Raw genomic sequence first — 25,783 nt, forward strand, 5'->3', positions numbered from 1 at the left:
CGCTAGATCACCAGATGGTTGTATTGCATTTTCCCGAGAATAACAGGGTGTCCATCACTCATCTTCTGGGGCCGGAAATCAATTCTGACGGAAAGTGATCTCGATTCCGCAGGACAGGGTGGCGCTCACCGCAAAAAAAATCCTGAACCGAGAGGCGGCATAGGCCAGACGGGCCACTGCCTGAGTGCTTAGCCTCGGTCCGAATAATCTGTCGGCTCATTTCGCAGCGTGCTCTGCTTGCAAGTAAACCGACGCTTGAGATCTTCATACGTCATTAACTATATGAATAAATGATGTTCTTTTCCAAAACCGAAGCAAAGTTAAGATTTGTTTCCGTCATCGCTATGGTATCGGCGCGCATGGTTCACTTCCGATAAGTACTGCTTATCGGAAGTGATTGAATCGAGTCGACATCAGCGATGTCGGTCGCCTTGGATGACCGGAAACGCCTGGTTTTCCGCCCTTTCAGGAAGATTTCGGCGAGGATCGGCGGAACATGGGCTGTTATGAGGGTCGCACACGGCCACCCTAACTCCCGAGCGAGTGCGGATTTCTCTGTAATCATTCCTCAGGCGACACCCTCTTGGCCCTCCCCTCCTCCGAACTCCCTGGTTTTCCGGCATTTCCGCCGCAGGTGGCCGCCAGAGCGCGTTTCACGCTGGTTACGGCCCGACGCCCCTTCGACGTCGTGTTTCGAGTCTAGCGGGGCTGCATTTAGCCCATAAAACACGCTTGCAACTGTTCGATTTCTAACGCATGCCTTATCTGTACAAACTACTTCGAGACAGGGCCGTTACAAGCGCGATGGCAAAGCCACAAACATTTGACAACCAACAATCTCCCAAGCGGCTGATCGGTTATGCCCGGGTGTCGACGGATGAACAGGTCCACGATGCCCAGTTGGACGAGCTGCGTGCAGCCGGCTGCGATCGGATCCATCAGGAGCATGGTTCCGGAGCATCGCGGGCTCGACCGGTGCTGACGCGATTACTCGCTGAACTTAGCGCCGGCGACGTCCTCATTGTCGTGCGCCTCGATCGACTGGCCCGATCCGTCAGTCATCTCTTGTCGGTGATCGAGGACCTCGAGGCCCGCGGCGTGCATTTCCGGTCGATCCGCGATCCAATCGATACGTCGACCCCGCAAGGCATGTTTTCCCTTCAGGTCCTCGGCGCCGTCGCGCAGCTCGAGCGGGCGCTAATCGCTGAGCGTACCAAAGCCGGCATTAAGGCGGCGAAGGCACGCGGCAAGCTTCCTGGAAATCCCGGTCTGCGAGAACGACGGCCGGAGGCGATCAAGGCAATCTCGCAGGCACGGGAGAAGCTCTATCTCGATGAACTCATTGCATCGGCGCAGACGTGGCTGCCGATGGTGCGTCAACTCCGGCCGCAGCACAGTTGGGACAATGTCGTGCGGGTTCTCAATCGCCGTGGCCACGACTGGACCGTCGAACGCCTTCGTCGCGCTGTTCATCGCATGGTACGCGAAAAGCTCGCGGAGAAGGAACTCCTTGCTCGATCCCCTCGCCGGGCTCCCGAAGACTATCTGATGAAGCTGGTGGCGGCAATTGCCATTGCCGATCCCAACCTGTCGCTGCGCGACATTGCCGCGCAACTGGACCAGATGGGAGAACGGCCTGTGCGCAGCGGCAAGAACTGGCAACCGTCCTCGGTGCGGGTCCTGCTGGACGAAGCCCACCGATTTGGCCTCATTCGCCGTTGAGGGCATGGTTCATCCGACGCCCGATGGCAGAGAGTCTTTTCTTGTCGCTATTCGACTGCATAGCCGTCAGGTCCGGCCTTTGGGGATCTGTAGCGCCAGGACCGCTAGTCGCTATCGCTCCGCGGTTTCAGCTCAGCGCCTACATCCTCGCCGCGGAGCCGGCTTCCTCCGCCTGCTCGCCCCCTCCCCCGGAACGTGCTGAAGGCTTCAGCCGCGGTGATTATGATCCGCAGAGGCGCGCGGGCCATGAGCCTCGGCGGCGCGGGTAAAAGCAGAGGACAGCCGCTCCCCTCGCTACCAAAAAGCCGTCTCGGCTGCACGACGAATTCGGGCGCGAGCCGGAACTCAGTCAGACAGTATTTGTTTCTTTTACAATCCGTCCGCGTTTCGGCGTTCTTTCAAGGATGCTCGACAATTTGATTGAGCCATTTGTCCGCGCCGCCAGCTATATTTCCTACAAGAATGATTACGGCCGAAGATCTGCAAACATTCGTTTTACGACCAGCAAATTTCGACTGTCCTCTAAGCCTGGGAGGTCTTCGTCCTGAAGCATCCTGCGGAGACCGCCGTTAAGATTACAAAGCAATGTCTCCTTTCAGTCGTGACAAACACCGCGATTGTTCGTTCGAACACGAAGCCGCTCAATCGGCTCCGTGCATCAACTGACCTTACTACACCAGCCGCATAGAAGGGCTGTCGGCCATTCTACCCGGGCAACCATGACCAATGCCCTTAGAACGTCATGTACGATCAAAAATGACCGCCAAGACCCCGCGACCCATGGCGGCGACAGGACGGTACCTATCTCTACACAACCGATCTTGTGAGAGGTGGCGCGAGGAGCGGGTCATGCGCCGTCCATAGTAGCGCCCGAAAATGTCGTTTCTTTTCAGAGTGTTGTAGCTGTGGTCAGCTGACCACCGGAAAAGCAGCTGTTGGCAGTGCGTCCCACCCCAAAAAACTTGCTGGCCCACGACAGCAGAGTCTGGCGAAAAACCTCGATCAGTGGACCCGCTGACCTAGCACTCAATCCTCTCCGGCAGCGACTAGAGCCTGCGCGCTCCGAGTACGCCAAGTGGCGGAAACGCGAAGCTTTCATCTCGCGCAGCGTTGGAGCCGGTTGCGGCAATGGTATCTGCATCACGTGCCCGGGTCTGGTCCGAGCGATGAGTGCGGCCGGAAGTGGTTGTAATCGTCGGCCCAGCAATGGCGCTTCGGGCATAATCGCAGCCGAGGAACAGGCTCCGGTTGACCATCTCGTCCCGCATCCGGCCGTTGAAGCTCTCGACATTAGCGTTTTGCATCGGCTTCCCGGCGTGATGCCGTGCGACTCGACACTATGATCCTTCGACCTGGCAAGGATGGCATTCGAGGAATTCCGTGCCGTTGTCGGAGACGATCATCCCCTGTTTGCCGCGCCGTTCGATGAGGACCGACAGTTCGCGAGCGACGCGACGACGCAAGATCGAGGTGCACGGGATCGCCGCCAGGCATTCGCGGGTCACGTCTTCGACGAAGTTGAGCACGCGAAACCGCCTTCCGCAAGCGAACTGGTCGTGAACGAGATTCAGCGAGCTTCGGGCATTGGCCTTCGCTTCGACCAGGATCGGGCCACGCGTGCCGACAGCGTGCCGCCCCGGCTTTTCTGCTTGCGAACGGAAAGTCCTTCTTCGCGATAGAGCCCGTAGATGCGGTCGACGCCAACGGCGCTCCCCCCCCCGCCGAAGCCGCCGGTCGCCGGTCGCCGGTCGCCGGTCGCCGGTCGCCGGTCGCCGGTCGCCGGTCGCCGAAACGCCATCGCTCATTGGCGAGGTCGCGCAATAGGGCGACTTCTTTATGATGTGGGCGCACCTGCCCGACCAACGCTTCGATCTTTTGTCGCGCGTCATGCATGACCATGCACTCATCGGCGGCTCTAAACTGCGTGATGTCGTAGAGACAGTTCGGTTCTGCGACACCCAAACGATCGAGCTGCGCGAGCGCGCCGACCGTCCGGCGCGGCAGGCAACGTTGTGCCTGCGCTTCGGCCAGGCGACGATCAGGCAACCGCAAAACCTGCGCGAAGAAGGGCTGCCCGACGGGGTTAGGCTCAGTTGGGTCGAGGTCGTCGAACCGGACGCACCCGACGGTGTCGAGCCCTTGCATTGGCTGCTCTTGACCACCCATGCGCTCTCCAGTGCGACTGACGCCTGGCAGATCGTCGCTTGGTACAAGCAGCGCTGGATGATCGAGCAGTTCTTCCGGGTGATGAAGACGCAGGGCTTCAAGATCGAGGACAGCCAATTGCAGTTAGCGCCGCGGCTGGAAAAGCTCGTCGCCATCGCCGCCAAGGCCGCGGCAATCGTCCTCCAACTCGTGCAGGACCGCAGTGGCGGCGATCCTCACCCGGCAAGCCTGGCAGTCAGTCCCCACGAGATCAACACGCTCGCCGCCCTCGAAAGCCGCTTCAAGGGCAAGACCAAGCTGCAATCCAATCCCCATCCCAAAGCTTCGCTCGCCTGGGCCGCTTGGATCATCGCCAAACTCGGCGGCTGGAACGGCTATGCCTCCTCCAAGCCGCCTGGACCCATCACCTTCTTCAACGGACTCAAATACTGTGCCGATGGCTGGGCCTTGCGAGATAGGTATATGCCTCAGTCGTTCGGTGGAGAAATGTTCCACTGGATCATTTGCTTTTGGTCACGAACAAAATCCAGCGACCAGCGGGCAGAGCCTTCGCGTTGGCCAGGATCCGTGCGCGCGTGCCTGCAAGTTCGCTTACGGAAGGGGGTTTCGCGTGCTCAACATCGTCGATGACGCGACGCGAGAATGCCTCGCGGCGATCCCCGGACACCTCGATCTCCGGTCGTCGCCTCGCTCGAAACTCGCAATGATCTCTCCGACAACGGCACCAAACTCACCTCGAATGCCATTCTTGCCTGGTCAAAAGACCATAGGGTCGAGTGGCTCATTGCGTCACCTCGCCCAAGATAGCGGTTGATGAATTCTCCCAGTGTTGTGGAAGTGCCGCCGCGAATCAGCCCCGTAGATTCCGGCGCTGCGGATGGCAGCAGGTACTTGTTCCTATTGCGTCCTATCCATGCGGCGCCATCGCCCACTCGCGATTAGCCGGCACAGCCGGCCGCCTTGCGATTTGCCGCGCCGGTGCCAATGAATTGATGAAAGGCGGCTGCCATTTCGTGCGAAGACTTCGCTCCTGGTCTTGTTCGTGCGCGACCTTGGGCGCGTTCGTATTGAGATCACGGTCTACTGTTCCCCTAAGAGGCGTCATTTGGCTCGGGAGCCAGACGGTAACCGGCACAATGCCTGCGACAAGCCGCCTTTGAAAGTTGGTGTTTTCCAAGGGGTTAGCTTGGTGGTCAGCTGACCACAACCGAAATCCTCAACGGCAGGAATAACGATCAGCCGCACTTACCCAGCCCTCAAACCGCCTTGCCCGTTGGCCTTCAACAACGCCATTATCATCGGGCCAAGCGAGAATTCACCGCGCTCACTTCGGCGCGTTAGATCCCGCAGATAGCCTCCAGGAGAGTTGATGAAGTTAGCCCTTTCCAGGATGCACGCAATTGCCACCGCAGCATTCTCCGGTCCTAGCGCCTCGCAGGCATCCTGGTAGGCGGAAGGGCTTACCCCCAGCATAGATCGAACCACCACAGCGGCAGACATCAGATCTCGCCAGCTCCCCACGCCGCGCGGTGCATAGTCGCTGATCATCGGGCACGCCTTGAGCACCAATCCCAAGGGGAACGCCCTTTGCGATTCATTCTTCGGCTGATGGCTCAAGCTCGCCTTTGCCCCCTGCTCCTTTTCGGAGCGTGGTTCAGATTCATTTACGGATTCGGGTTTTGAATTCTGTATGTGCTGCTCGATATGAGCAGCATTGGTGCTAATTTTTTCAGCATTCTCGAGGTTTTCCAAACGATTAAGCACTTCCTCACGGAGCATCTCCATTTCATTGAGAACGCTAGTGACCCCTTCAAGGGTCGGAACGCGCGGAATTCTGCTCGCGAGCGCAATGTAGATGTCCTCGGTCGTCTTCCAATCGCCGTCGGCGCCCTCGACCATTGCAGCAGTAATAAGTTTGCGAACATCCCGCCGGCAAATTGTAAGGCTCTCTTTGGCTTTCCTGAGCGAGGCTCTCTCGGCCGCCACTCTTTGCGCCAACATCGCCAACTCTTCCGATCGCGCCAGGAGGGGCGACAGGTCGAAGCCAAAAGCATTCTCGATCTGGCCATCGTCGCCCTTGCGGGCGAAGCGCTTGCCATTGGCGCTATCCTTACGGGCGATCAACCCCGACTCCACCAGAATGGCAATATGCCGCCGCAACGTTGCGCCCGCCATTGCATGCGCCCGAAGCGCCAGTTGGGCATTCGAGGGGAAGACAATCAATTGTGCATCCTGACGCAACTCATTGTCAGGATAAAAACTCAAAAGTGCGTCAAGAACAGCCAGACTGTTCGACTGGATCTTGAGCAGTTCCATCGCGGCGGAAGCGTCTCTCAACACTTTCCACTTATCGGCAGCTTTTCCATGCTTGATTTCCATTGCCGCCTGGCGCCGCACGAGCGCAAGCGTCATTGGCCGCCGCCCGAACGGCGTCGCTACATTCCCCGACTGCATTGTCTCTCACCTTTCAGCAGGCAAAGGAAATTCGCTCACCAAAACGGCGCCAAAGACTCTTGACGAGGATTCGAGGAAATGCGATTCTGTTCTTGCTACAGAGACAGAAGGGCTTCCACGACGGCGACGTTGAGGGAGCTCTTTTCTTTTGCGGGTTACACTCCCTGTTTCCGTTGATGCTTTGCGCGATGCTCCTGGTAAAGCGCCGGCAAATGCTCGAGTACGAAAGCCGCGAAATCCGGCGTGGCTTTCCTGTCAATGGTAATTTCTAGCTTGCTCTTGCTCTGCGTGACCTGCGCAAGCCTGTCGCCATCGGGGGTCGACAGGACGTCTGGCAACCCGCGCGCAGTCCGACGCGGTTTCAGATGGTCGATCACTGCCTTGAACCGTTCCGACGACGGCAGCGCCTGCACCTCCTCCGAGGCAGCATATTTCGCAGCGCCTGCCGGAGGCGATGCTTTCTCAACCAGCTCTGCCAATTGCTGCCAACTTGGGCGTCCAACGCCTGGAGCGGCGCCGATGGCATCGATCAATTCAGAGGGGAGGGCGTCAACAAGCAGGAGCATCTTCGACAAGTTGCTTTTATCGATTGACATAGCCGCGATGACGATTTCTCGTGGAAACTGCTTGTTTAGCTTGTGTGCGAAACGTGCCTTTTCGATGAAGGTGAGGTCTTCGCGCTCATTGTTTTCCTGACCCTGTGCGACAACCAACTGCTCGTCCGTCAAGTCTCGAACAACCGCCTTGACCGGCAGTCCTAGCTCCGAAACGGCGCGCAGCCGGCGATGTCCAAAGGCAACTTGGTAGTGCGCGGGTTTAACGGGATGAGGTCTCACAAGGATTGGGACCTGCTGTCCTTGCTCGCGGATGGATGCAAGAAGTCCTTCGATATCACCTTGCATGCGATCCTGAACGAAGGACGGCTCGATTGACGACGCGTTCAGTTCAACCACGGCCTGACCTTCGGCGAGACGCCGCTCGATCTCCTCGGCACGACCAAGACGATCATTTTGCTCGCGCAACGCGTTACCGATGTTTGCAGTCAGCTTCGTCGCTGGATCTCGTTCTTTTCTGGTCACGCCGAGAAGCGGCATGGAGCGAGTCTTTGCCGCTCTGTGTTCAGCAGCTGATGAGCTGTCGGGCGCGTCCGTGGTGACGTCAAGGAGGTGCTTCCGACTCATGTGGTTCTACCCCATGCTTTTTTGATTAGAGTTTCGATCTCGTCGTTGACGGCGTTCATCGCCTCTAAGGCCCGATCATAGGTCGAGCGCGTGAACTGTCCGCGCTCAACCTCAAAGAGGGTTTGATTCGTCAGGCCAGCGTCCGAAACGGCGGTCGTCTTGAGCATCGGAAAATTGAGGACATTTTCGCCAAAGATCGAACGCAGATAGCCCACCATCTGGTTCTGCGGGCCATCGCTCGGTTCAAAACGAGTGACGAGGTAGCGCATCCAATTGAACTTGAACTGGGCGCCTGCGTTCTCGATTTCCCGAAGGAGATTCGAGGTCATCGCCAGAAACTGGTTCATCGACATTACATCCAACATCTGGGGATGGACGGTGACGAGGATCGAGGTTGCGGCGGTCAGAGCTGAAAGCGTGAGATAGCCAAGTTGGGGAGGGCAATCGATAACGACGACATCGTAGTTGTCCGCGATGTCTTCGATGACCTGACTGATCCGACCGTAAAAAAGCGTGTCACCTTCCTTCCGGTTCATAAGCGCGCGCGGGGTATCGTGCTCAAACTCCATCAGTTCAAGATTGCCAGGAATTAGATGAAGATCCGGGATGTACGTTCCTCGGACAACCTGCTCGATTGGGACCTGCTCGTCATCATACCGGATGGCGCCATAGAGTGTTTCGTTCGGACCAACGTCAGTTTCTGGCTGACTGCCGAAGAGTGCGGAAAGGCTTGCTTGGGGATCAAGATCAATCGCGAGAATCCGGTAGCCACGCATTGCCAGGTACTGTGCCAGATGCGCGGCTGTCGTCGTCTTGCCCGAGCCGCCTTTGAAATTCATCACCGAGACGACTTGAAGCTGCTCCCCCGTGCGACGATGGGGCAGGTAGCGCCGGTTCCCGCGGCCAATCAGGTCCAGGTGCTTACGGATTGAATGAATATCTTCGATCGTGAACGTGCGTCGACCGCCAGGGCTCATACTAACGTGCAGTTCAGGCATTTCCGAAGCAGTTTGTCTAAGATAAGACTCACCGATGCCAAGCAATTTTGAGGCTTCTGACGGTGCAAAGGATCGAATGCCCTTTTCGGACGTCGGCGGGAAGACCTTGAGATGATGTGCTTGAAGTTGGCTGGAGAGAGCGTCAGCATGACGCTCCATCAATGCGGTCAACCCTTCGACGACCGGCGCTGTTTTTGCTGCGGTTTTCGCCATCTCAAAATCCATTTCCTGCAAGTGGCGGAACTTTTCGCGAAACCGCTAAAGTTCCGCCACTAGCTATTAGAGCCGATTCTGCATTTTGAGCAAGGGGTTTTAGGTTAACGAAAGGCTAACGTGGATAAACCCGGAACGTAGAGTAAATGGATTTTTCCGTTTATATCCTGCAGCTTAGCAAGACCGCGGTACCGATTGGTCATGGTGTGTTTTATTGTGAATCCTACAAATGTGCCCCGGCGATTTAGACGAAAAGCAGAAGACCTCGGCAAAGTCGGTGATCCCCTTGCCGCGACTCACTCGCACAAAACCGTAAGCATTCGACAACGGACGCCCGATTCCAATTCGTGCAGAGTTCCCGGCGCCTAACGGCGGCGGAGAAATTCATGCAGGTATTCGCGATCTCGACACCAAAAATTTACTACGAAGCGTAGCTGCTTCAGGACGATCATAGGCTACGTGCGAGGATCTTTTCCACTCGCACTTGGGATGTAGAAGTAGTCGACGAGTGCGAGGCAGATGGGGTTGACGCTCTCGCCCCGACTGCCATCCTGGATGTCACCGCGGCTGGACCACTTGCAGGATGTGCACGCGATTTGTCTGCGATGGGACCGACCATGCTGGTAGACGTATTTCCGTCTCTGCTCCCGAAGGGTCGCCTGAACGCCAATCCCCTGATGGTCTAGAGTTCTCGCTTTTGCGTCGACACCTCGAAGAGTGGAGGGGAGGGGAGGGGAGATGGTTCCGTTCACGAGGCAACGCTGACCTTGTTCGCCGGCATCGTAGAATGGTGCCTGGGAGGTGGTCTCAGCGAAGTCGTTGCGGTAACGGATATCAGGTTCGAGCGAACTCTTGCTAGCGTCGAATGGCCTCTCCCGCGCTTGGGGCAGCCAGAGAAGATCGTTGCCACCACCGCCATCGCAGGCACGCGTCCAGCAAACGCTGAGACCTTTCTGATGTTGCGGCCGCCCAACTACCGATCTAGTTGCCGTCATCCTTCTCGGTGCGACTCGGATTGTTGGTCTGTTCGGTTCGAACCGGTGCGCCACGAAGGATGAAGCTTTGGACGATGTGGCGATAGGCTCTTAGGAGGGTTCGCGCGGGCAGATGAGGGAAGGCGACATGGCATCTTCGCAGAGATGAGGATGCATCGAAGAACGGGCTGGTAAACCGCGGCTCGTGTTTGAGGCTGGTGGCATTGACGCGGCCCAAGCGCTCCACTCTACCTTCAATAGTTTCGTCGCTCCTTGCGCAAGGGAACACTTCTGCCGCTTGAAACGTCCTTTGCCGTTTGCGCCGACGATATCTCCGAGAAGCTTGTCAAGACCCAGGACATAAGCAAGCCCGCCAGCAAGGCACGTGATTTCATCAGCTTTCTGACTGCCGCCTGTGGTTGTTGGCTAGATTCTGGATGCAAGTAAGTGTACATATTAGGATAGTCGGTGTGTCGGGGAGCGAGAGGTCTCGTATGGAGGTTCGTGGACTCGTAATTACTTGCCCCCGCAAGGTTGAAGAATGGACATTGTCGGTTCCACTCGCCGTATCGTCCGAAGTCGGTGTGCGGATAGAGTTGTGTGGACTCTGCACACCGGAGCAACGCGTTTATCGGGGCGCCAAGCCGACTTACCCCTATTGGGGCGGGCACGAGTTGTCAGGCACGATCGTGTCTCTGCCGGACGATGTACCGGATGGCCTGCGCGTAGGAGACCGCGTTGCGGTGCTTTTAATGCGCAGATGCGGCCAATGTCGTGCCTGCCGCCTCGGACTGGACAACCACTGTGCATATTTAAATCCTAAAGCGAGAGGAGGGGTGCCGCAGGGGCCGGGGGGATTGGCCAATTTTGTGGGCGTACCCGCCTATCAGGTTTTTTCCGTACCTTCCTTTTTGGCTCCCGAGCGTGCCGCGTTAGTTGAACCTGTCGCCTGCGTGGCACGCGGCATAAATAGGGCGCGTGCAAAGGCTGGAGACACTGTGGCCGTCATCGGCGGAGGCACGATGGGCCTTCTCCATTCGATACTTCTGACAACCAAAGGATGCGACGTTTACCTTTTCGATGACGACGTGGCAACGCATGGGCCTGTGATGTCGACCGGCGCCCATGCAACGGGGTCAGTTCATTCTCTGTCTGATCCGAAACTCGTCGAGAAATTAACGGATGGCTGGGGCTTCGACTGCATCTTTTGCACGCGCTTCGGTGTCAGAGGCATTCAGGGGGCCATAGCTGCGGCGTCACGCGGTGCCAGGATTGTACTCTACCAATCGATTCCGACGTCCGATTTGTTATCGGTAGGCGCTAACTTTCTGCATTACCGGGAAATTGAACTGATCGGCACCATAGCCCAAAGCGCGGACGACGTGAGAAATGCCATTCGAACCATCGTTGAACATGCCGCACGCTTCGACGTGCTGCAGGTCAATCTTTGGCCCTCGTCAAACGCCCAAGAGGCATTCGAGCAGGCGCTCGATCCACGTGTTAATCGCGTGATGCTAGATTTCAGGTAATGCTTCTCAGCGTGCCTGCAGCGCGCCTGCAATTTCGTTGCCGATCGAGACTACTTCGACACTGTCGGGGAAATTGTCGGTACGTCCGACGCTGTCGGTCACAACGATGCGGTCGATCTGAGACCGTCCCCAGTTTTCGTTCAGCGACGGCGTGAATATGGCATGGGCTGCGGCAAGGGTTATCTTGCGAGCGCCTGCCGCTTTGAGATGTGCGGCGGCTGAAAAAGCCGTCTGACCACTGTTGATTTCGTCGTCAATCAGGATGATCGTCCGGCCAGCAACGTCCCCCAGAATCTCGACGCTCTCCCGAAAGTCATCATCGTCTCTGCGGTGCTTGCGCATGACAGCGAATGGGCAGCCGAGCAGGGCCGCCAAGTGCTCAGCTCGCTTCGCTCCGCCGAAGTCCGGTGAAACGACCATGTCGCCATCGACGGCCGCAGAACCGAGATGGCGAACTAGGGCGGGAGCGAACTGAAGATTGACGACAGGACAGGCAAATGCGGCGCACAGCTGAGGAACATGGAGTTCGAAAGTTATCAGCCGATCTATACCGAGCGTTTCGATAATCCCCGCAAGGATTCGCACCGGTACAGGTCCGCCGTCGAAGGCAGGGCGATCCGAACGCGAATATGGGAGGTAGGGAAGAACAGCGGTAATCGTGCGGGGACCCCGCGCCCGCACGGCACCAAGCGCTAGGAACAACTCGAAAAGACGATCATGAACGCTGTCAGGAAATGTTTGCACGACCACCACATTTCCGCCAAGCCCGCCGTCGCGCGGAGTGACAGCCATCTGGCCATTGCTGAACACCTGCGTGTTTAGGATCGTTATTCCTGACCGCGTGAGGGCCCGATGGACTGTTGACGCAAACTTTGCAGAGGTTTCGGTTGCTGCGATACGAAGGTCGTTCGCCGCAGGATCTGTACGATATGGTGACTCGGGCGCCATATTTACGCCAGCTCAAGATCGTTAACAGTGGGAATAGACAGCAGTTTGGGCAACACGTCGCCCCAATCATGTTGAAGTGGTACCTCGGTTTGATCAGGTCGAATGAGCTCTAGGAACTCGGACGGTATGTCTATCCCACAGATGCGCTTCATCTGCGTCAGGACGAAATATAACGCCGGCCTCATCTCGTATTTGTAACCTATCGCAGCGACCTCCGCCCAGCTAATATTCGCCATTTCTTTGTGTAGAACCGCATGAAGATCGCCGAACATCAATAGTCGAAGCGAATTATAAAGGAAGGCCTCGTGATAAAGCCTGGCCGAAAGGAACCAGACGGCGCCAGTCGCGGATTGGACCTGCAATATGCGGCCTAGACCGTTTGCAAGACGCACGCCTGACCATATGTCTTCGACATCGATGCCGACGGAGAGATTTACATGCATATCAATGAAGATGGGCATGTGCAGCTTCTTCGCGGAATCGATGTATCCCTTTACGTGGCGGTAGCGCAGCTGGCGTGGCACCGCGGGACCAGGGAACGGAGATTCAACGGATTCTATCCTTACAAACACCGGCAAGGAATAGCTTTCGCGGAAGGTTTCGTCATCGAGTTCCTTTCGTTCCGGATGCCAGTTGCCATTTGAAGGGTCGAAAATACCGTGCCGGTAGCCGAGATCGAACATGAGCCGCTGCACGCGCTGCGCGTCAGCGGGCTTGACCATGATGTCGAGATCGGTCATCGGCCGTAGGAGTGGATCGGGATAGTGGAGAAGCGCGAGATCTGGTCCCTTCACCAGGAACCAGGCGATGCCGGCCCGATCCAGCGCATCCATGATTTCTGGCAGATTGCGAAATTCGAGTGCGGACCTGACCTTTGACATGACAGTCCAGCACTGAACGTAATGCGCCGCCTCAGTAGGCAATAGTGTCAACAAATCGAGGCGGCGCAAGTGATTCTCAAGCAGCGGCACCGTCCGATTATGCTCGGCGCGCCATACCACATAGGGCCAGTTGACAGGCTCCTTGCAGAGACGGACCAAACGCTCTTCATCCTCGGGTCGTAGGTAGGCCCGGCAGGTGATCAGCAAAATAGAGTCTTCTGGTGACAACCGAAGCATCGCGGAGACTCCTGATACGGCTGCGTGATTTATTTCGAACTTTCCGGGCTGCCGAATTCGGCTAGTGTCTGCCTCAGGTCGGCGAACTGTTGTTCGAAGGAAGCGAAACTCTGGTCGACGTTTTGTCCAAGCAACTGTTCAAGGCTGAGCGTTTCTTCAGCGCGTTCCTCTTGTCCAGACATAAGCTTGTAAACCGAACTTACCGGCAGCAATCGCGACAAGAGTTCACCACCGCGGCCCGTCTGGGCGCTGTCCCGAATTTGCCGGATGCAACTTTCGGCAAGCAATCCGTCAATCACGATTACCAGCTTGCCATCCTCTTCGTCAACGGCGTAGCCAAACAGTCGGGAACTAGCCATTGCCGCTACCTCTGAACCTTCTTGAGGTCTTCCACTTCACTGCGTATCTGCAGCAATTGTGCCTGAGCCGAGAGAAGTTTGGCGAATGCGGCGGTAACCGCCTTTGCCGATTGTGTGTCGGAACCAGTCATCCTAACCGGTCCTCGCCCAATGCGGCGTCCTACAAGACCTGAATCGGCGGCGCGCGGCCAATTGGCTTTGCCAAATTTCTTCGAGGCGGTTATATCAACGTAGTAGTCTTGTAGTTCGCCGTTAGCAGCGAGTGAGCCGGATTTCGACCGTTGCGATCTGCGTGACACCTTTAGCGATTGCTCTAATTTTACAAGGCCAGCCGTCAATTGCTGAGCTTGGTCATCCAAACCCGCCTGCAGCCGGGCGAGTCCTTCCGCAAGACGAGAAATCACCTGGGCTTGCTGGGCGGCTGCTTTGTTGCCGGATCGTATCGCGTTGTTCGCAAGTGTGTGCGCCACACCCGCCGCACCTCGGAAAGCTCTGCTCATCCTCAATCCTCCACGTTATTTTTGTTGACCTGGTTAAATTACGTCGTCGACACAGCAATTATTACGTCGCGCCTCCTGCGTTAGTGAGTGTGTTGCGCAGCAGCCGCGATTTCCTCCGAGAAGTTATAGACAGGAGCTTCGGCGGCGGGCCGACGCTCTTTCGCTATAACTCCGCGGCGGTAGGTGGAATCTTTCGTCGGGTCCACCAGGGCGTACTCCGGAAAACCTCCGTTATTGTAAAGTTCCTGGCACAGCGGATAGGGCGCGTCCTTTTCACCATAGTGCGACCAGCTACTCATCTTGCAGACGCCGCGACAGACTGGATAAAACACGCAGTTGCCGCAGACGCCCTTAACCTCGCCACTCACCACCTCGCGTAGCTCATGGAAGAACGGGCTGTTGCGCCAGATTTCCATCAAGGGCATTTCGAAGGCATTGCCGGCGATCATTTCCGGATCATCGTAGGAGGCACTGCACATCGAAACTTGTCCGTTCGACAGTATGCCCAGTACGTTGTCGCCCCAACCGCAAGTATGCACGCCGTTCAGATACTTGAGAGGCATCAGAGCCGGCGGCAGAGTCATGTATGCAGCGCCACTCTCAAAATGGGGAGATTTCAAAAGATCGCCTATCAGTAGCTTGCATTCCTCCAAGCTTATCGCATTGTCCTCATGGCTGCGCGCGTTGCCCATCGGATGTATGTTGAGCAGCGTCCGATGCTTCTTGATGCCCCAGCCGAGCACCAAATCTATAATCGAAATCACCTTGTCATAGTTGTTGCGATAGGCAGTCGTCGTTACCACCGTAGAGATGTCAGTTTTTCCAAGCCGCTGCAGGACAATCGCAGTCTTGGCGAACGCACCCGATTTTGCTCTGAAAGCGTCGTGCGCCTCTGGGTCGAAATGGTCGAGGCTGATGAAGACCGTCAAATTGGGGAGCCTACTTAGCTGCTCGATCGTGAACTCGTCAAAGAGGGTTCCATTCGTCTCGAAAACCAGCTCCTTCAGCCCACAGGATGCGAGATATTCCATGACTGCCATGAATTCCTTGTGAACCATCGGTTCACCCCCGGAAACCTTAACCTTGCGCAGCCCATTGGGTAGTGCTTGCTCGATCAGTCCTTGGATCGCCTCCAGGTTGAAATCAATGCCCTTGGCCTTGGGCCCGACGCCTGCGATATAACAGTGGTGGCATCCCAAATTGCACTTGCGGGTTAGAAACAGATAGATCGTTTTAATTTCGTTTTCCGAGACGACTCGTTTCGAAAGTTCACTTGTGACGAGGGCCTGTAGCGTCTGACTGGCTACATGCACGTCCTGCGGTGTCGAAAGCCAATCAGGGGTATTCATGCGCTTGCCTCCTTACGTCTATGTTGCTGCGCTAGCACGTCATCGCACTGATCACTGGTGCGTCGTCCAATTGACGCCTGCCTTTCAAAACTTCGATTTCGAGTATGAATGCGTATCCGGCGATCTCTCCGCCTTGGGACTTGACAAAATTCCCAGTCGCCCGAGCAGTGCCACCCGTCGCTAGAAGGTCATCAGCAATCAGGCATCGCAGGCCGTCACCGATGAGGCCGGCAGTTACCTCCAGGGTTCCGGAGCAGTATTCACAGCTGTATTCAAATGAGAGGACGTCCCCCGGCAGTTTACCGGGTTTCCTTACCATGATGAAACCGCAACCGAGCCTATCAGCCAATGAGGCGCCCAAGATGAAACCACGCGCATCAACCGCCAAAATGGCATCGATTTCTGTTCCCGACACTTGGCTTGCGACGGTAGAAACGACTTCGCCCAATGCACCTCTACCAGCCAGCATAGGCGCTATATCCTTGAACAAGATCCCGCCTATCGGAAAGTTAGGAAATTCTCGTAATGCTTCTACACCGGATTGGTTAATCCGTGACGCCCCGCTATTTGGAACAGCTACAATCATTTTACTATCCCCCACATGTAACCATCTAAGAGCCTCGTAAGGTGCGATGGCCTCGCGCACTTTGTGGCCAGCCACCAGATGAGGCCCTGGCAAGCTTATCAGCGGCGGCCGCCGCCGCGCCTACCACGTTCCTCCGGGCCGGCACGGGTCCGCTCTCTGACCAGATCACGCCGGAATTCGCCAGCGCCGCGAACAGATGAAACATCAGTCGGCCGCATAATGTTGTCTCCTCGAAAGCGGCTCCGATCATGATTCGTCCAGCCCTGATCTTAGTGCCGAGTCAACTTTACGTCGCTTTGGGGTTCGTCAGGACCTTGTCAAAAGCATCCTTGACCGGCTTTGAGATTTCCTCCACCGCCCTGCTTGAGAGCTCCCGGACTTCCTTGGCGTGCTGCAAACTTGTCTCAACGCGCTTGCGGAAAAAGGTCGACTGCTGTTCGAGGATCTGCGACGGCGAATTCGCGCCCAGCAAAGCTTGCAAATGTGAGAAGCCGGCCTCGGCGTCGGCTTGCAGTGCAGCGATCGTCTTCCACCACAATTCGTTGCCGAATAGACTTGTCGTTTCGAGGATCGGAGGCAGCATTTTCTGTGTCGCTTCAGCGCCGGACGCAAATTTCAAAAGAGCCTCTGTCACCTGCTTGTTCCCCTTTTCAACGGATGCGCCGAACTGATCTGGCACCTTGAGCGGCGATGACCCCGGGTTTTCGATCGTTTCAAAGGATCTTTCGGAAATCTTGGTCATTGCATTTTCCTTCTCTTTGAGTTGGTTGCAAGCTGTGACATCGGGATTGACCCCTTCCGCCGGCGGACTATGCATGGCCGCTTTGGTAGAACGCGGATCCGATGACGAACGGTCAGGTGGCCTCCGTTCCGTTCGTTTCATGAACCGGCATCATGCAGACTGCTTTCTGCCGCTTGTAACCAGGGATCAGCAAACACCATGCCAACTGCTCCGACGCGCCAAGAAGATGATTTTCTTTTATCAATGGGCGGGTTGAGGGCAGGTTGATGTGTATTTGACGGAGAGACCGGCGAACAAAACGTTCCAATCACGACAAACCTGACAAAAGTGGCGGATGCCCGACATTTGCGAGAAATGTCGACGGTTGCGCTGGGGACAAGGGAATTCACGTGGACTTCAAATCGCGCCAAGGATCATGTGCCTGTTCGTGGCTAAGGGGCGTTACTCGACTTCTCGTGAACGTCCCTGGCGGTCTTATCAACCCTTGTCCTGGTTCCTGCTTTGCACCACCTTCCGCTTGGAGCCATGAAGAGGGTCGTTGTTTCGATAATTTGAGGATGGGCTGCTTGGCGATTTGTTCGTAGCCCAGCTCGGGTCCATACGTCTCGGTACGGTTCGCCTGCCTATCCTGTTCACGGCACTTTCGAACATAAGACCGAACGTCATCAGAGCGATCGCTGTGATGCGCAACATATTTCATTTGGTACGACGTTTGCTGGTGATCGGTGACGCTGGTTGACCATAGGCTCTGATGCCGATCTCGTCGGACAAGGACGCAATTGAAGTCAACTACGGAGGTTTTCGGGACCTGACACGATGATTGGTTCGGTGCATGCGGAACGCTTGGCGGCACGAGGATGACACCGAAAAGTACGTGGGGTCAAATCAATGGAGTGAAAAATGAAAAAGTATGTTTGCGAATTCTTCGGGACCTTCACACTTGTCTTCCTCGGCTGCGGCACATTGCTTTATATGCGTCAAGAGGTGGGCCTGTTGGGTGTCGCTTTAGCCTTCGGGACGACCGTGGTTGCAATGGCCTACACGATTGGCCCAGTCTCGGGCGCGCATCTCAATCCGGCGGTCAGCCTGGGTTTCCTCGTGTCGCGCCGATTGAGAGTGTGGGACTTTCTCGCGTATGTCTCCGCCCAATGTGCAGGAGCTATCGCGGCGGCAGGCACGCTCTACCTTATCGCTATGAACAAGGTCGGCGGTTACGATATCACCCTAGAAGGTTTCGCCCAAACCGGCTGGGTAGTCTACGGATGGAGAGCTGCGTTCCTATTCGAGTTTATCGCCACGTTCCTGTTCGTAACTGTATTCCTCAAATGCACGGCTGGACGCGGCGCTGTTGCACGATTGGCGATTGGACTTGCCTTAGTTGCGATCCACCTTGGCGGTATCACCGTTTCGGGTTCTTCTGTGAATCCAGCACGATCGATCGGCCCAGCACTTTTCGCAGGAGGGGCGGCACTCTCTCAACTCTGGCTTTATATATGTGCGCCAATGCTCGGCGCTATTGCGGCCGGCCTTCTTCAGCTCAGGGGGATCGTCGCGTCAAGCGAGCCGCAAAGTCTGCGCCAATTTGAATCGCGCGAAATGACCAGCGACATATCCAGCCCGGTTTCATTCTTTCGCCACCGAAGGAGAGGTATCCCAAAAAGGGAAAGCCACTGATCGAGGAGGGGGTCTCGACCTTGACAGGGGAGCGCATCCCCAGACACTCGCCGTTGCATCCCGCATATCTTGACGCTTACTGCGATCTTCCTACGGATTGGGACCACGGTCGTCTCTGACGTATCGACAAACGTCGCATACGGATCGACAATGGCAGCCCAACGTCCAGCTATCATTGGCGGCGATCCAAAACGGCGGCGATCGCGGCCAAAGCCTCGTGTATCGCGATACTCACCGACCTTCCGCTCAAGGTTGTCAAGGGTCCGCGATACTCATCCATACCGCAGATGCGTGTCATTAGGAGCATGAATTTTACAATGGTGAGGCTGCCATATAGGACACGTTGGGCGGCGGATCTAATGGAGCAAATCTCCAGCGTCTGGGGGGTTGCGCTGGGGTGCCGATCCACACCCAAGCGCCGGTAGGTGATAGACGATACCCACAGCGGCTAGGAGCCATTGAATCGGCAATATGTTCTTTTGATACGGTGTCGCGCAAGTTTGGCATGGAGAATCATATGCAATCGCAACAATAGCCGAGTGCAGAGTCAAGCAGCGCTACTTGCATACGCGCAAATGTCCGTTAGAAGATTTCGACGACGTGGCAGCCCAAGCAGTTGCGCGGCAGCGAGTTTAGGCGGGGCGTACGTTGCGGCGAAAAACAGCCAATGGACACGCCGAAAACGGCTACTGGGCCTAAGTCGCCACGGTCGCCCTGTGAACTTGGAACCCAGGCAAATTGTATGACCGTTGGCCGTCGTTCAGCATGCCGAAGTCGGAGCGCTGATCGGAAGCTGGATTAGCCTGCATGATGAACGAGAGGTTGGAAAATGCCGCTTTCAAAGGCTCCCGTAGGCATCGTGAGATGTTGAGAATGCGAGCAAGAATTGTAGGTGGAAAGACAGTGCCTGAGGCGCCAGAGGCCGACGATCGCGATCTAGCTTTAGACTTCGCCAAAGGAATACTCATTGTCTTGGTGATTTTCGGTCACCTGATACAATATATCTTTTACGAGGGTGATGGCTTCTGGGATTCGGCATGCTTCAAATCGATCTACATGTTTCACATGCCTCTCTTTATGGCGATAAGCGGATATCTCTCTAGATCAGGGCTACTAGGCAAATCGTTCAGGCAAGCCATCGGTGATCGCGCGCTGCAGCTCCTGGTGCCGACGCTGTTCTGGTGCACCCTTTTGGAGGCAGTCAAATTGCTCATGTTTCCCCGGCCGCCGGACGCACCTGGCAACCTGTTGCAATTCATGCACGATTTCGTCGGCACATACTGGTTCATCTGGGCTGCGTTTGCTTCTTTTCTTTTGGTCAAACTTATTTCGATCTTCAACTCCGGGTCGGCACGCTCTTTGCTTGTCTCATCCATACTGGTCGCAGTTGCCCCCGTGACGTTTTCTATATTCCCTCTCATAAAGTACACCTATCCCTTTTTCTGCATGGGATTTTCATTTGCGCAGTCGAGAGATTGGTGGACGAGCATAATGCGGTATCATAAGCCACTCCTGATGATGTCCGCCTCTATCGCGGCTAGCTTGTGCTTCATGGCGTGGCGCGAGGACACCTATGTCTACAACAATCTCGCCTTAATCCAGGATCTGCAGTCGGCAAAAGATATCCTTCTGATGTTTTTTGGCTCGACAGTGGCCTCTGCAGTGATGATCGAGATTCTGCTTCAATCCTGGAAAATTGGACGCTCGAACCGGGTGGTTCGCTTTATCGCCGTGGAAGTGGGGCAGAGCACGCTCGTGTTGTACCTGGTGCAGGCTACGGTATTCCGTCTCATGGATTTGATACAATACGGAGAACAATGGGCTCCCACAATGAGGTCTGGCGCGGCGGGAATTCTCGGGACGATGATCATTGCCGTAGCACTAGCAGTTCGCTGGAGCGTGCGCGACATTCCCTATCTGTCCCAGCTCATGCTTGGAACGCCACCCCGCCTCGTTCGTTTGCCGAGCAATCCTGCGAATAACTAGCGGTGTTCAATTCTCAACCTAAACTTCGTCAGCAAGCAAGCATGCCAAGGCACGCGTTAAGGGGCCCATTTTTAAAGGATCCTTTTGCACGAAGATCGGCTGAGGTCCGACTGATGTGCCAATCACGTATCGAGAATCCGCAAACCCCTCGCGCCCAATGCTCCGCGACGACGCGGGCGCTTGACCCCCAGGGTATCGACTCCACCCTCTTTGAGGTTGCCAAAGATTCGGTTTGCTTCGCACTTGTTTGGGGTCCGCTTGCCGCCAGGTCCCGTTGTCCCTGCTAAAATCGCGAGCGTTCGCTAAGGTACCAGAAACGCTTTTCCGGCCTGTGCTAAGCAATGACCGGAAACAGCGAGTATCGCCTCAGCGGTCACACCGAGGCAGCACTGCTCCATGACGGCCGCTGCCACAGTCATCCTCTTGCCGGCGCCGACGGTACCGGCCAGCTAGGTCGTGCCGGCAGCATGATCCCCCGGGTGCCGTGTTCTGGTGCGGATAGAGAGTGAACGCGGCCGACGCACGCCGGCAACTTAAGATACACGCCGCCGAGGCGCCCAGGGGCTGGTTGTTGAAACGGTCCTAAAACCTTGCGGCCGGTCGATCCGGTGGGCATCGGACCAGGACCCGGCCCTGAAGGGCCATCTGATCTTCGTGAGCTTCCCCTTTGCCGGCTACGTCTAACAGCCGTTCACTGTGGAAATTCAGAGCGTTGTTGAGCTGTCGCCGGCGTCGCGGGGGCCTATGCCGCATTCCATTTGCCCGCGGCATTCCCCCAAATGACGGCGCTAACTGTCGAGGAAGGGAGCTCCAGCCAGTGATGCATGCGGGTCTCGGAGTCCATCACTGGGAGGCGCTGTGATCGCCAAGCAAAGAAGATCGACCGGCTGCACCTCGGCAAGCGGCCGGACATTGCGCCCAATCCGCGAATTGAGAGCGGAGCGGCTTCGGCGGGTGTCATTTGTTGCTGACGTGGCCGGAGAATAGGCTTCCGCCGCTGCACCGGGATGCCATTTCTTCGATCCCCACCGCGTCTTGTCCGGTTCACGACAACGTTGTCCTCGATCAATTCTTCATGGGCTAGCTAAGAAGCTGGAAACAATACAGATGCCGTGTTCCGAACCTCAGCGGAGGAGACTGGCATGAGTCTTGAACTCCCAGAACTACGCGGCGGGCAATCGCCTGGTGGAACGTGTGGCGTCCGGTCGAAGTCGATTTGAACCTTGAAGGGAAAATACATGGCAGGTCTGCATCAGTTCGCACGGAAAAGGGGGGATCGGCAAGTACACGGCCTCTCAAGATACTCTCACTGTCCTTGTCGACCTCGAAAAGCTGATTCCACCCCCCGCCTGATCCTCAATTCGAAAGCCCGAGACACGGTTTTACACCTGGCGGCGAATAGGTTGGTTGAGGGTGGAGTTCGCGGCGAAACCTACCGCCACTGGACTATCGCGACGGGAATCTCGCTTGTGAAGCGCTTTTCGTCAAGCCCGCCAGCGTTGCCCGCCGCTTGCCGTTGTTGTTGCGGCCGCCCCGTTTCGAGGGGCCATGTCATTCGTCCGGGCCAAGTTGCGTCGCCACAGGTCCCATCTGCCGCACCATTTTAAGGGATGGTGTTACCGGAAGCGGGTGTGGCCCTTAGTCAAACCGCATCCAACACTCAGGAGGATTTTAACTGATGTCAAACGTCACCCCTGTCCCCAACAATGCTCGATTAGATGAGAAAGATGCTCTCGCCACGCCTTTCATTAAGTGCCTCTTGCGTCTGATGCGTGCTCAAGACACCTTTGAATTGTGGCAAGAGAAATCGGACACCGATTTGCTCTGTGATTTCATCGTGACGAGGCAGCAGCGTAGGGCGATTCCTCTCATCGGGGGACCTGACCTAGAGGTGCAGTGGCGGCTTGAGATCTTCTATGCCGCCGTAGCACTTGCTATAGAGGAGCAGTCCGGACTGATGGCGTCACCGGTGTTGACTGTGAACCATGAGGGATTCGGTCGGATATTACTCACGGCGGGGCGGCTCGTAGTACTCTCGAAGACGCTCCGCGACGTACATCGATTTGGCTTCGACAACCTCCAAAAGCTCGCCGAGGCGGGAACTGGCCTGGTCGATAATGGCTTAACAACAATTAAGACCTATTCAGATGTAGCGCGCGTTTAAGTGCGGTTGAAACGGCTCATATAGGGCGGAATTCTTCGCTAATCTGCCCAGCAATCAAGCAATCCGGGGGTGTGCCCTAGCGTTCTTGGCGCGGGGGGGGGGGCGACATGGAGGAACCTGCATGACAGTGCGTTCACTACTCACTACGGCTCCTCTTTGGCTCCGGCGTATCTCACAAGCACTGATCAAGCGACGTGTATTGGCTGCGCCCCTTGTTTTCTGGTCTGCCAGTGTTCGGCAGGAAGGTAGGTGGTTGGCCTTCAAATGACCTGTCACCGAATTTTCATCCGGCGTCTGACCTGCCACTGAGAATTTCTGAACCGCTCCCAAACGTTGGACCACCGGATGCTAGAGTTTTCCGGCTTCATTCAGGGAGGCGGGCTGGTTGCGCCTCCCGAATTCACCAACGAGATCGGCACCTTGTTGCCGATCGCACCATGAGGTCTTTCCTCATTGTAGTATCTACGCCAATCCTCCATCTTTTCGCGGGCATCCGCAAGGGTCAGGAACCAATGCTGGTTCAGGCATTCTGCACGGAAGCGGCCATTGAACGCTTCGATGAAAGCATTATCAGTCGGCTTGCCGGGGCGTGAGAAGTCCAACGTCACACCCTTGGAATAGGCCCGCAGGTCCAAGTCGCGCGACACGAACTCGGTCCCTTGGTCGACACGGATCGTTTTCGGATAGCCGGCTTTTTGGCACACCCGTTCAAGGGTTTGCACAACGTCTTCGCCTCTATAGCTATGACGTGGATCAAGCACCGGCACGTAGCGCGAGAAGGTGTCGACCACCGTCAGCACGCGCAGTTTCTTACCCGTTGCGAGTTGGTCGTGAACGAAGTCCATCGCCCACGTTCCGATCACCGCCGCTTCAAGTTCACAGCCGACAATGTTGCCATGCTGCTTAACCGTGACGTTCACAACCGTTTTCAATCCTCGAGCCGACAGGGCCTACACGGATCACGACCTTGGCGCCCGCCATAATCGAGCGTAAGGGCCATCAGTTCTCACTAGGTCAGCGTGCTTTCCCTCCTCAATGACCCGCCCCTTGTCCAGGACCACAATATTGTCCGCCCCACGAACGGTGCTCAACCGATGAGTGATGACTATGATGGTCTTCCCAGCGCGAGACAGATCCTCAACAACCCGCAGCACAAATTCTTCGGCTGCCGAGTCCAGAGAGGAGGTCGCTTCGTCAAGGATTAGAACGTCGGGATCCCGGTACAGGGCCCGAGCCAATGCGAGGCGCTGCTTCTCACCTCCGGAGAGGCGAACCCCGTTCTCGCCCAGATGGGCCTGGAACCGCCCGGGCCAGCGCTCGATGCACTCCCGCAGTCCTATTCGATCACAGATGCGTACGATCTTATCGAACTCCGGTTCGAACTCGCCCAGGGCGATGTTCTCGATCACGGAACCGGAGAAGACGTCTATCGATTGCGGTACTGCAGCCATGACCTTGTGCAGTGATGCGCTCGAGAAATCCTGGAGGGCATATTGGCCGATCCGAATGCATCCATCCTCAAGCTGGTAGACATTCTGCAGCAGAGCCGCAAGGGTGCTTTTGCCCGAGCCGCTCTCACCCACGACGGCCGTCAACTCTCCTTGGCGAAAGGAGACGCTTAGATCGCTGAAAACCTCCGCCTGCGCGCCATAGCGGAATGTGACGTTCTCCAGGCGAATATCTCCGAGATCGGTCTTCGTAGCATCGATGCCGCTGCTGCTTGCCGACTCCAGTTCAAAGATCTCGAAAAGTCTATCCGCCGCGATAAACGCGTCTTGAACGATCCGGTTGGTCTGGATCAGGCGGGCGACCGGCCGGGTGATATAGCCAAGCAACGTATAGCAGGACAGCAATTCGCCGGGCGTGACGGCCTGTTCGAGCGCAAGCGTGGTTCCAAACCACATCAGCACGATGGTGAACAGGACCGACAGCAACGTCGAGGCGTTGTCGCCGCAGATTGAGATCAGCCCGGAGCTGTAGACGGAATGCAGCATCTTTACGAAGCGGGTCTCCATTTTGAAGTTTGCGAAGCTCTCGACGCCGGAAGTCTTAATGGTGGAGACAGCTCCGAGTGATTCTACCAGTTGCGCCTCGAGTTTGGCGTCATTTTCCATGATGACTCGTTGGAGATTTCGATTCATCCGATTGATGGCCCAATATACCAGGATGTACATTGGAATGGCGAGCGCCACGATCAAAGCAATATTCCAGGAATAGATGAACATCATTCCGAACGAGAACAGTATCATTAAAATGTCAACAAACATGTTTATCGAAACGTCGTTCAGGAAGCTCCTGATTTTCACAGCGTCGTTCATGCGCGACACGATTTCTCCCATGCGCATGCTATCGAAGAACTTCTGGGGCAGGGCCAGGATGTGATTGTAATAGCCGAGGATCAAGCATACGTCGATCTTCTGCCCCGTCTGCAGGACGAGTCGGCCTCTTAGGAGGTTGATCAGGATCTGTATCGCTAGGATCAGCAGCATTGCGATGCTCATCAAGTTGAGCAGGTTGCGGTTTCCCGCTGGGATCACGTGATCAACGATCTTCTGAACGTAGATCGCCGTCGAGAGACTGAGGACGGTCGTCACAAGAGCGCCGACGAGAGCCTGCGCCATCACCGTGCGGTGTGGCGCGAGTAGGCGGGCGAATCGGGCGAGGGGCGACGTGGTCTCGTCTCGACGATTGAATGTGTCTGCCGGAACCAGCAAAACCAGAACGCCGGTCCATTGCTCCATGAATTCCTGATGCGGCACTTTGCAGATTTCGCCCAAGGCCGGGTCCATGACGATGACCCACTTGGCGTCGATCGCATGGACCACTACGAAATGGTGCAGGTCCTCCTTGACGACGTGCGCGATAGCGGGCTTGGGGATCTTGTACAGGCTGTCGAAGCCACCTTTGACGCCTTTCGCGATGAAGCCCAGCTTCTGCGCCGCTTCCGTGAGCCCCAGCACACTCGTACCGGAGCGGTCGGTCGACGCATACTGGCGGATGCGCGCCAATGGCAACTTGTAGCCATAGAAGGCTGCGACAGATGCGAGGCTGGCGGCGCCGCAATCCGTGATGTCACGCTGTTTGAACTTAATGGCCTTACTCGACATGGAGGCTCGCTGG

Annotated in this window: 17 protein-coding genes and 4 pseudogenes; 8 read left to right on the plus strand and 13 right to left on the minus strand. The window is 56.4% G+C overall.

The window, feature by feature from the left end; translation table 11 throughout:
• Positions 1 to 804 precede the first annotated feature (804 nt).
• Positions 805 to 1,722: a recombinase family protein gene (locus GGD53_RS16690; RefSeq protein ID WP_008534020.1), complete on the plus strand. Its 918-nt coding sequence runs from the start codon at positions 805 to 807 to the stop codon at positions 1,720 to 1,722.
• Positions 1,723 to 2,768: 1,046 nt separating this feature from the next.
• Here the strand turns inward: GGD53_RS16690 and GGD53_RS16695 are convergent.
• Positions 2,769 to 3,543: pseudogene (locus tag GGD53_RS16695) on the minus strand (integrase core domain-containing protein); the annotation flags it as partial.
• Between the two features lie 18 nt (positions 3,544 to 3,561).
• Between GGD53_RS16695 and GGD53_RS16700 the strand changes: the two are divergent.
• Entirely contained in the window at positions 3,562 to 4,518 is a 957-nt protein-coding gene (locus GGD53_RS16700) for an IS4 family transposase (protein WP_281413915.1), read from the plus strand.
• A pseudogene (locus GGD53_RS16705) lies at positions 4,472 to 4,683 on the plus strand (IS3 family transposase); the annotation flags it as partial. The gene GGD53_RS16700 and the pseudogene GGD53_RS16705, both read left to right, overlap by 47 nt.
• Before the next feature lie 450 nt (positions 4,684 to 5,133).
• Here the strand turns inward: GGD53_RS16705 and repC are convergent.
• From repC to repA, 3 genes are all read right to left on the minus strand, one after another.
• On the minus strand, positions 5,134 to 6,342 hold the full coding sequence (gene repC, locus GGD53_RS16710) for a plasmid replication protein RepC (protein ID WP_016737357.1): 1,209 nt from the start codon (positions 6,340 to 6,342) through the stop codon (positions 5,134 to 5,136).
• Between the two features lie 155 nt (positions 6,343 to 6,497).
• Positions 6,498 to 7,523, minus strand: coding sequence for a plasmid partitioning protein RepB (gene repB / locus GGD53_RS16715; RefSeq protein ID WP_004672729.1), 1,026 nt, complete (start codon positions 7,521 to 7,523; stop codon positions 6,498 to 6,500).
• Entirely contained in the window at positions 7,520 to 8,734 is a 1,215-nt protein-coding gene (gene repA, locus GGD53_RS16720; protein WP_008534005.1) for a plasmid partitioning protein RepA, read from the minus strand. The genes repB and repA overlap by 4 nt, the downstream gene beginning before the upstream one ends.
• A 434-nt stretch (positions 8,735 to 9,168) precedes the next feature.
• On the opposite strand from repA, the pseudogene GGD53_RS16725 reads away from it, so the two are divergent.
• Positions 9,169 to 9,792, plus strand: a pseudogene (locus GGD53_RS16725) (acyl-homoserine-lactone synthase).
• Between the two features lie 410 nt (positions 9,793 to 10,202).
• Positions 10,203 to 11,237, plus strand: coding sequence for a zinc-dependent alcohol dehydrogenase (locus GGD53_RS32155; RefSeq protein WP_011053500.1), 1,035 nt, complete (start codon positions 10,203 to 10,205; stop codon positions 11,235 to 11,237).
• Positions 11,238 to 11,243: 6 nt separating this feature from the next.
• Here GGD53_RS32155 and prs read toward each other — a convergent pair whose 3' ends face one another.
• From prs to GGD53_RS16765, 7 genes are all read right to left on the minus strand, one after another.
• On the minus strand, positions 11,244 to 12,185 hold the full coding sequence (gene prs / locus GGD53_RS16735; protein ID WP_011053499.1) for a ribose-phosphate diphosphokinase: 942 nt from the start codon (positions 12,183 to 12,185) through the stop codon (positions 11,244 to 11,246).
• 2 nt (positions 12,186 to 12,187) lie between these two features.
• Positions 12,188 to 13,303 (minus strand): nucleotidyltransferase family protein, encoded by a 1,116-nt coding sequence (locus GGD53_RS16740; protein WP_004672715.1) that lies wholly within the window; start codon positions 13,301 to 13,303, stop codon positions 12,188 to 12,190.
• A 29-nt stretch (positions 13,304 to 13,332) separates the two neighbouring features.
• Positions 13,333 to 13,662, minus strand: a complete 330-nt coding sequence (locus tag GGD53_RS16745) for a hypothetical protein (protein WP_004672714.1) — start codon at positions 13,660 to 13,662, stop codon at positions 13,333 to 13,335.
• Positions 13,663 to 13,667: 5 nt separating this feature from the next.
• A complete protein-coding gene (locus GGD53_RS16750) occupies positions 13,668 to 14,162 on the minus strand; it encodes a hypothetical protein (protein ID WP_004672713.1) in 495 nt (164 codons plus the stop codon).
• 80 nt (positions 14,163 to 14,242) lie between these two features.
• On the minus strand, positions 14,243 to 15,511 hold the full coding sequence (locus GGD53_RS16755) for a radical SAM/SPASM domain-containing protein (protein WP_004672712.1): 1,269 nt from the start codon (positions 15,509 to 15,511) through the stop codon (positions 14,243 to 14,245).
• A 31-nt stretch (positions 15,512 to 15,542) separates the two neighbouring features.
• Positions 15,543 to 16,097: an adenine phosphoribosyltransferase gene (locus tag GGD53_RS16760; RefSeq protein ID WP_004672710.1), complete on the minus strand. Its 555-nt coding sequence runs from the start codon at positions 16,095 to 16,097 to the stop codon at positions 15,543 to 15,545.
• Between the two features lie 286 nt (positions 16,098 to 16,383).
• Positions 16,384 to 16,839, minus strand: a complete 456-nt coding sequence (locus GGD53_RS16765; RefSeq protein WP_018247122.1) for a phasin — start codon at positions 16,837 to 16,839, stop codon at positions 16,384 to 16,386.
• A 900-nt stretch (positions 16,840 to 17,739) separates the two neighbouring features.
• Here GGD53_RS16765 and GGD53_RS16770 point away from each other — a divergent pair.
• The 3 genes from GGD53_RS16770 (at position 17,740) to GGD53_RS16780 (ending at position 22,663) form a co-directional block, all read left to right on the plus strand.
• Positions 17,740 to 18,513 carry an aquaporin gene (locus GGD53_RS16770; protein WP_004677031.1) on the plus strand — a complete coding sequence of 258 codons (774 nt, stop codon included), beginning with the start codon at positions 17,740 to 17,742 and terminating at the stop codon, positions 18,511 to 18,513.
• An 873-nt stretch (positions 18,514 to 19,386) separates the two neighbouring features.
• On the plus strand, positions 19,387 to 20,499 hold the full coding sequence (gene nolL / locus GGD53_RS16775; RefSeq protein ID WP_309506638.1) for a nodulation factor fucose acetyltransferase NolL: 1,113 nt from the start codon (positions 19,387 to 19,389) through the stop codon (positions 20,497 to 20,499).
• A gap of 1,678 nt (positions 20,500 to 22,177) precedes the next feature.
• On the plus strand, positions 22,178 to 22,663 hold the full coding sequence (locus GGD53_RS16780) for a NifX-associated nitrogen fixation protein (protein WP_004677039.1): 486 nt from the start codon (positions 22,178 to 22,180) through the stop codon (positions 22,661 to 22,663).
• 368 nt (positions 22,664 to 23,031) lie between these two features.
• Here the strand turns inward: GGD53_RS16780 and GGD53_RS16785 are convergent.
• Positions 23,032 to 23,514 (minus strand): annotated as a pseudogene (locus GGD53_RS16785) (IS3-like element ISRel21 family transposase); the annotation flags it as partial.
• A gap of 108 nt (positions 23,515 to 23,622) precedes the next feature.
• The gene (locus GGD53_RS16790; protein ID WP_004676279.1) at positions 23,623 to 25,770 is read right to left on the minus strand and encodes a peptidase domain-containing ABC transporter; all 2,148 of its coding nucleotides are present in this window, start codon (positions 25,768 to 25,770) and stop codon (positions 23,623 to 23,625) included.
• Positions 25,771 to 25,783: the final 13 nt, after the last annotated feature.

Source organism: Rhizobium aethiopicum (genome assembly GCF_014197535.1).
Taxonomy (GTDB): Bacteria; Pseudomonadota; Alphaproteobacteria; order Rhizobiales; family Rhizobiaceae; genus Rhizobium; species Rhizobium aethiopicum_A.

Coding starts and splice junctions, on each gene's coding strand:
- nolL (WP_309506638.1), top strand. CDS start 19,387: ATGCGAGCAAGAATTGTAGGTGGAAAGACAGTGCCTGAGGCGCCAGAG.
- repA (WP_008534005.1), bottom strand. CDS start 8,734: ATGGCGAAAACCGCAGCAAAAACAGCGCCGGTCGTCGAAGGGTTGACC.
- GGD53_RS16750 (WP_004672713.1), bottom strand. CDS start 14,162: ATGAGCAGAGCTTTCCGAGGTGCGGCGGGTGTGGCGCACACACTTGCG.
- GGD53_RS16760 (WP_004672710.1), bottom strand. CDS start 16,097: ATGATTGTAGCTGTTCCAAATAGCGGGGCGTCACGGATTAACCAATCC.
- GGD53_RS16740 (WP_004672715.1), bottom strand. CDS start 13,303: ATGCTTCGGTTGTCACCAGAAGACTCTATTTTGCTGATCACCTGCCGG.
- GGD53_RS32155 (WP_011053500.1), top strand. CDS start 10,203: ATGGAGGTTCGTGGACTCGTAATTACTTGCCCCCGCAAGGTTGAAGAA.
- GGD53_RS16780 (WP_004677039.1), top strand. CDS start 22,178: ATGTCAAACGTCACCCCTGTCCCCAACAATGCTCGATTAGATGAGAAA.
- prs (WP_011053499.1), bottom strand. CDS start 12,185: ATGGCGCCCGAGTCACCATATCGTACAGATCCTGCGGCGAACGACCTT.
- GGD53_RS16755 (WP_004672712.1), bottom strand. CDS start 15,511: ATGAATACCCCTGATTGGCTTTCGACACCGCAGGACGTGCATGTAGCC.
- GGD53_RS16700 (WP_281413915.1), top strand. CDS start 3,562: ATGTGGGCGCACCTGCCCGACCAACGCTTCGATCTTTTGTCGCGCGTC.
- GGD53_RS16790 (WP_004676279.1), bottom strand. CDS start 25,770: ATGTCGAGTAAGGCCATTAAGTTCAAACAGCGTGACATCACGGATTGC.
- GGD53_RS16745 (WP_004672714.1), bottom strand. CDS start 13,662: ATGGCTAGTTCCCGACTGTTTGGCTACGCCGTTGACGAAGAGGATGGC.
- repC (WP_016737357.1), bottom strand. CDS start 6,342: ATGCAGTCGGGGAATGTAGCGACGCCGTTCGGGCGGCGGCCAATGACG.
- GGD53_RS16765 (WP_018247122.1), bottom strand. CDS start 16,839: ATGACCAAGATTTCCGAAAGATCCTTTGAAACGATCGAAAACCCGGGG.
- GGD53_RS16770 (WP_004677031.1), top strand. CDS start 17,740: ATGAAAAAGTATGTTTGCGAATTCTTCGGGACCTTCACACTTGTCTTC.
- repB (WP_004672729.1), bottom strand. CDS start 7,523: ATGAGTCGGAAGCACCTCCTTGACGTCACCACGGACGCGCCCGACAGC.
- GGD53_RS16690 (WP_008534020.1), top strand. CDS start 805: ATGGCAAAGCCACAAACATTTGACAACCAACAATCTCCCAAGCGGCTG.